The following is a 5,737-nucleotide window of genomic DNA, read 5'->3' as shown; positions in this document are numbered from 1 at the left end:
TGGCCGCCATGCGCGTAAAAGCATCCAACAGCAAAGCAAAGCCAGCTCCAGCCGTCGAAACCAGCGAATCGATCAATAACCAGATCGCTGCATTCCTCAAATCCGGCGGTGAAATCCAGCAAATTGCCAAAGGCGTAAGCGGCCAGACATTCGGCCCGTCCAAGCAGATCACGCTGGGCAAAAAGTAAAAACCACGCCTTACCTGGTCCCTGGGCGCTTTGAGCTTCGAAGCGTCTGGACTGGAACTCTGCAATAGCCTCCCCCCAACATCACCAATCTCGTAAAAATCGACGAATGGCCCTCGATGCCTGTCATTCGCCGGTATCCTTGCACGCGTCTAGATCAAGCGTTTCAGCAGGCCAAACCGCCTGCACTCGCTGTTCATGGAGTGACGCATGCAAAAACTCTCCTGCCTTTGCTTACTACTCGGCGGTCTACTGGCGTGCTCCGTTGCCCAAGGTCAGGTTTTTCAGCGCGAGCTGGGCGATTTCGACCTGAAACTCGGTACCAACCCAGCTCGCAGCATGGCCCAGGGTCTGGTCAAACCTTCCGCCGTCGGTTCATTCCATGGTGGCCTGGACCTGACCCATGACAGCGGTTTCTACTTCGGCCAATGGTCACCCAGCATGGGAATCAGTCCCGGGAAAAATCTCGAAATCGATTCCTACGCAGGCTTTAAACAGCCCTTCGACCAAACGCTCGGTTACGAAGTGGGCATCATTCATTACAGCTATCCCGAAGTGGAAACCCTCGACAGTCAGGAACTGTTCGCAGGCTTGACCTTGCTGGGCAGCCGTTTCGGCGTTGCGTTGAGCAACGACCCGGACAAACAGAACAGCACCCTGTTCGCCAATCTCAGCGGCAATGAGCCCTTCGGCATCGGGATCAGTATGAAATACACCACCCACCAGTTGAATACTCCGGTGGCGGTGGACGGTGGTTACGTAGGCAGTTTCACTGATTGGTCGGTGAAGTTGTCCCGCCCCTTCATGGGAATCGACCTTGACCTGATCTACAGTGATTCCAGCCTCAGTGGCAGCACTTGTTCAGCCTATTCCGGGCACAACAACCAGTGTGACGGACTTGTCACACTCAAGGCCGAACGCAGCTTCTATTGATCGGCTGAACTGCCGGCCTCCTCTTGCGTTCACATGAGAATCAGATTCCGAAGCCAGGCCTTCGCAAGGATTCGCCCATGTCTCGCTGGTTAAAATACATCGCCTGTGCACTCATCTGCAGCCTGACCCTGGGCGCGTGCAGTCGCATGGGCCTGGCCTATCGCAACCTCGATGTGATCATTCCCTGGACGCTCAGCGATTACCTGGACATGAACGGCGAGCAGAAAGGCTGGTTTAACGAGCGCCTCAAGGAACATTTGAGTTGGCACTGCTCCACGCAAATGCCCGGCTACCTTGACTGGCTGGACCGCTTGCAAAACATGGTCGCCAGCAATCAGGTCACCGATGCCGCACTGCAGGACCGCGCCACCGAAGCCAAGCAGGCGATCGCCGAAACCGCGCGGGAAATCACTCCGTCAGCGGTCCAGTTGCTGCGGGGGCTGGATGACAAACAGGTGGCAGAGATGAACGAGGCGTTCGCCAAAGACCAGCGCAAACGTCAGGAGAAATACCTAAACCCCTCCCTTGATCAGCAGATCAAGGATCGCGGCGAACGCATGGAAAAGCGCCTGAATGACTGGCTCGGACCACTCAGTCAGGCCCAGCGGCAACGAGTAGCGGCGTGGTCGAATGCCTTGGGCGACCAGAATACGGAGTGGATTGCCAACCGTGCTCACTGGCAAAAGCAATTCAGCGCAGCGGTAGCCCAACGTCAGAGCCCAGAATTCCCACAGCGAATCGAGACGCTTCTGGTCGACCGAGAACGCCTGTGGACACCGGCTTATCGGCAGGCCTTTGCCAAAACCGAAGCGCAAGCGCGTTCGCTGTTTGTCGACCTGATGGCAGAAAGCACGCCGGAACAACGTCAACGGCTGCTGACAAAGATTGAAGGCGTGAAGAAAGACTTCAGTGATCTGAAGTGCCTGAAAGCGGCAAAGCAGGGTTGAAGATCAAAAGATCGCAGCCTGCGGATGCCGTGTGCCGCAGACTGCAAACTAGTGATTCAGGCGATCTGCGCTTTCGACGCGACCTCATCAAACGTCAGCTCATCCAGCGCATCTTCCTGTTCATCGAGCACTTGCCGAGGATGCTCATTGCCCGGAATGCTGCTGTCGATCAGGCTCAATAAACTCGAGCCCCGGGGCGTCAGAATGTAGTTGGCACCGGTGCCGCCCTGTTCCTCAGGCCGAGGTTCGATGTAGCCCCGCTCCAGCAGGAGCTTTTCATATTCGCCCGCCACCGCTTTCAGATGGTCAAGGTTCTCTGTCTGTTCACCCTCCGACGCCTTTTCTGCTGCGTATTGCTCGGCATAGGGCCGTGGGGTAAAGCTGGCTTCGCCGCGCTGCACCTCGTGCAGCAAGCGCTCGATCAAATCCCAGTTATAAGTCGTCATCCTGCAACCTCCGGTGCCCGTGAGTGGGGGCTTCATAGTGTGTGACCGGCAGGCCGTGCGGCCGTTCACCCTGGATTTTTCAGCCCGACCGACCGGCGGCATGTCGAATTCCAGGCATGCCAAACGACTAGGCTGTGTAAGTCACTCCCAGCCCCACGCAGGAGAAAAAACAATGAACGTTCAGAACCATCCCGTCGTGTCGCGGGAAGAATGGCTCGCCACCCGCAAGCAACACCTGGCCCACGAAAAAGCCTTCACCAAGGAACGGGATAAACTCAGCGCCGAACGCCGCGCCTTGCCTTGGGTGAAAATCGACAAGGACTACCACTTTCAAGGTCCGAACGGCGAATTGAAGCTCGCCGACCTGTTTGGCGGCCGCAGTCAGTTGATCATTTACCATTTCATGTTCGCCGAGGGCTGGGACGAAGGTTGCCCCGGGTGTTCGTTTCTTTCCGACCACATCGATGGCGCCAATCAGCACCTGGCCCACCATGACGTTGCAGTGGTGGCGGTTTCCCACGCACCTTTCGCCGAATTCCAGGCATTCAAGCGACGCATGGGGTGGAAGTTTGACTGGGTCTCGTCAGAGGGCTGCGATTTCAATTACGACTTTGGCGTCTCGGCCAGAGCTGAAGATGTCGCCGCCGGCAAGGCCACCTACAACTACGAAAAAACTGACGGCTCCGAGGAAGAACTTCCGGGCCTCAGCGTGTTTTATCGCAACGAGGATGGCGAAATTTTTCACACCTACTCGACCTATGCCCGAGGCCTGGACATGCTGGTGGGTGCCTACAACTACCTGGATTTGACGCCCAAGGGGCGAAATGAAGAGGAGATCATGGAGTGGGTGAAGCATCACGATAAATATGACGATAATGCCCCGGCAAGTTGCTGCCATGGGTGAATCTGAACTTTTTCCATGCTTGAGGCCTCAACCGGTTAACCCGCCTTAACCGGAACTGAGGCCTGACACATGAAAAACCTGCTCAAGCTCACCCTCGCCGCCACCCTCGCTTGCGCACTGCCTGCCTGGGCCTGTACGCCCGAAGAGGCCACGGCCAAACGCGAACAACTGGCCAAGGAAGTCACCAGGCTCACCGAACAGAACCCGGCCAAGGCCAAGGAAATCAACGATGAGTTGCAAAAAATGGACCTGGGAACGGCTGCGAAAGACCTGCCGGACAAGTGCCAGTTGATCGATCAGCGTTTGAAAGAGCTGGGAACGGCAGAGAAGAAGGCCGACAGCTGAAAACAGACATAAAAAAACCCGGGCTTTGCCCTTGATGCTGTTCACGTAAGAGAACGTCAGCAACCTGTGGCGAGGGAGCTAACTCCCTCGCCACAAGTACAATGTTCGTCCTTAGGTGAAGAGAATCAGGACTTTGTCCGGGTTTTTTCCAGAACGCTACGGCGCTTTATTCAGCCGCCGGTGCTTCCGGCTTGCGACGCTTCAGCGGGGCCATACCGTCCTTGCTCACCAGCGAATCGCTTTTCGGGCGATTGACGCTCTTGCGTTTGGTCGGGGTCTTGGCGGCGGTTTTCTTCTTGTCGCCCTTGGCGTCGGTCTTTTTCTTCTTCACGCCGACGGCCTTGCCCGAAGCCTTGACCTTTTTCGGTCCGCCGTAGGTGCCTTTGACTTCCTTGATGGTGCGGCGCTCGAAGCTCTGCTTGAGGTAGCGCTCGATGCTCGACATCAGGTTCCAGTCGCCGTGGCAGATCAGCGAGATGGCCAGGCCATCGTTGCCAGCGCGGCCGGTACGACCGATGCGGTGTACATATTCGTCGCCGCTGCGCGGCATATCGAAGTTGATCACCAGATCCAGGCCGTCCACGTCGAGACCGCGAGCGGCGACGTCGGTCGCCACGAGGATTTTCACCCCACCCTGCTTCAGCCGGTCGATCGCCAGTTTGCGATCTTTCTGGTCTTTCTCGCCGTGCAGCACGAACGCTTTGTATTCCTGAGCCACCAGACGACCATAGATACGGTCGGCCATCGCCCGGGTATTGGTGAACACGATGGCCTTCTGGTAGGTCTCGTTGGCGAGCAACCAGTTGACGATCTGTTCTTTGTGCTGGTTGTGGTCAGCGGTGATGATTTGCTGACGGGTGGTTTCGTTCAGCTGGCTGACCGCGTTGAGCTGCAGGTGCTCAGGATTGTTCAGGACCTTGGCGATCATCTCGCGCAGACCGGAGCCACCCGTGGTAGCGGAGAACAGCATGGTCTGCTGACGGTTGGTGCACTCATCGACTAGACGCTGCACGTCATCGGCGAAGCCCATATCGAGCATGCGATCGGCTTCGTCGAGCACCAGCACTTCAACTTCTTTCAAGTCGAGGTTACCGGCGTTCAATTGCTCGATCATCCGCCCGGGCGTACCGATCAGGATGTCCGGCACCTTGCGCAACATGGCGGCCTGGACCTTGAAGTCTTCACCGCCGGTGATCAGGCCGGATTTGATGAAAGTGAACTGCGAGAAGCGTTCAACTTCTTTCAGGGTCTGCTGGGCCAGTTCACGGGTTGGCAGCAGGATCAGGGTCTTGATGCTGACGCGGATCTTGGCCGGCCCGATCAGGCGGTTGAGGATCGGCAAAACGAACGCAGCGGTCTTGCCGCTACCGGTTTGCGCTGTCACCCGCAGGTCACGCCCTTGGAGCGCCAGCGGAATGGCCGCTGCTTGCACAGGCGTTGGCTCGACAAATTTCAGCTCGGCCACGGCTTTGAGCAGGCGTTCGTGCAGGGCGAATTGGGAAAACACGGGTGCTACCTCGAAGAAATACAAAAAATCAGCTGCATAGGGTAACGGTTTCGAGCGCCGAGGCCGAGTTTCTTTATGCAAACGACAGTAAACAGTGGCTTTTTTGTTGCCTGATTTGTCTCCGAAGGTAATACAAAGCGTCTTAAATGCTCTAATCGCCCGTCGCGTCTCACAGAAGAATCGTTTTTACCCATGGATATCAAACAGCTCTGGCTCAACGCCCAAGACCTTTGGGGTGCACTCGATCAACATCCCGTCGTGCATGCCGGCCTTGCGCTCGCGATGCTGCTGGTCATAGCGCTGCTGCTCGGACGAGTGGCGCGCTACCTGATCCTCCATGCCAGCCGAATGCTTGGCCGCCAGCCTGCGTTGCACTGGATCAACGACTTTCGTCACAACAAGGTGTTTCAACGCCTGGCGCAGATGACGCCATCGCTGGTGATCCAGTTCGGCCTGCACCTGGTGCCGGA

7 protein-coding genes and 1 pseudogene are annotated in these 5,737 nt (G+C 57.0%); 6 read left to right on the top strand and 2 right to left on the bottom strand.

What is annotated here, in order from left to right:
• The first annotated feature begins 8 nt into the window (after positions 1–8).
• The 3 genes from D8U69_RS23230 to D8U69_RS23220 all read left to right on the top strand — a co-directional run bounded on the left by D8U69_RS23230 (position 9) and on the right by D8U69_RS23220 (position 2,065).
• Positions 9–188, top strand: coding sequence for a hypothetical protein (locus D8U69_RS23230; RefSeq protein WP_007946007.1), 180 nt, complete (start codon positions 9–11; stop codon positions 186–188).
• A gap of 207 nt (positions 189–395) precedes the next feature.
• Complete coding sequence (locus tag D8U69_RS23225; protein ID WP_056853088.1) at positions 396–1,118, top strand: TorF family putative porin; 723 nt, start codon at positions 396–398, stop codon at positions 1,116–1,118.
• Positions 1,119–1,195: 77 nt separating this feature from the next.
• On the top strand, positions 1,196–2,065 hold the full coding sequence (locus D8U69_RS23220) for a DUF6279 family lipoprotein (protein WP_130908207.1): 870 nt from the start codon (positions 1,196–1,198) through the stop codon (positions 2,063–2,065).
• A 56-nt stretch (positions 2,066–2,121) separates the two neighbouring features.
• On the opposite strand, the gene D8U69_RS23215 is transcribed toward D8U69_RS23220, so the two are convergent.
• Complete coding sequence (locus D8U69_RS23215) at positions 2,122–2,511, bottom strand: hypothetical protein (protein WP_056853090.1); 390 nt, start codon at positions 2,509–2,511, stop codon at positions 2,122–2,124.
• A gap of 172 nt (positions 2,512–2,683) precedes the next feature.
• On the opposite strand from D8U69_RS23215, the gene D8U69_RS23210 reads away from it, so the two are divergent.
• The gene (locus D8U69_RS23210; RefSeq protein ID WP_130908206.1) at positions 2,684–3,415 is read left to right on the top strand and encodes a thioredoxin family protein; all 732 of its coding nucleotides are present in this window, start codon (positions 2,684–2,686) and stop codon (positions 3,413–3,415) included.
• A gap of 69 nt (positions 3,416–3,484) precedes the next feature.
• On the top strand, positions 3,485–3,760 hold the full coding sequence (locus D8U69_RS23205) for a hypothetical protein (protein ID WP_056853092.1): 276 nt from the start codon (positions 3,485–3,487) through the stop codon (positions 3,758–3,760).
• Between the two features lie 166 nt (positions 3,761–3,926).
• On the opposite strand, the gene D8U69_RS23200 is transcribed toward D8U69_RS23205, so the two are convergent.
• Entirely contained in the window at positions 3,927–5,267 is a 1,341-nt protein-coding gene (locus D8U69_RS23200; RefSeq protein ID WP_056853093.1) for a DEAD/DEAH box helicase, read from the bottom strand.
• Between the two features lie 192 nt (positions 5,268–5,459).
• Between D8U69_RS23200 and D8U69_RS23195 the strand changes: the two are divergent.
• Positions 5,460–5,737, top strand: a pseudogene (locus tag D8U69_RS23195) (mechanosensitive ion channel family protein); the annotation flags it as partial.

The sequence above is a fragment of the Pseudomonas sp. Sample_16 genome (assembly GCF_004307665.1).
Taxonomy (GTDB): Bacteria; Pseudomonadota; Gammaproteobacteria; order Pseudomonadales; family Pseudomonadaceae; genus Aquipseudomonas.
This window is presented reverse-complemented; position numbering and strand designations above follow the sequence as displayed.

Coding starts and splice junctions, on each gene's coding strand:
- D8U69_RS23215 (WP_056853090.1), bottom strand. CDS start 2,511: ATGACGACTTATAACTGGGATTTGATCGAGCGCTTGCTGCACGAGGTG.
- D8U69_RS23230 (WP_007946007.1), top strand. CDS start 9: ATGCGCGTAAAAGCATCCAACAGCAAAGCAAAGCCAGCTCCAGCCGTC.
- D8U69_RS23205 (WP_056853092.1), top strand. CDS start 3,485: ATGAAAAACCTGCTCAAGCTCACCCTCGCCGCCACCCTCGCTTGCGCA.
- D8U69_RS23220 (WP_130908207.1), top strand. CDS start 1,196: ATGTCTCGCTGGTTAAAATACATCGCCTGTGCACTCATCTGCAGCCTG.
- D8U69_RS23225 (WP_056853088.1), top strand. CDS start 396: ATGCAAAAACTCTCCTGCCTTTGCTTACTACTCGGCGGTCTACTGGCG.
- D8U69_RS23210 (WP_130908206.1), top strand. CDS start 2,684: ATGAACGTTCAGAACCATCCCGTCGTGTCGCGGGAAGAATGGCTCGCC.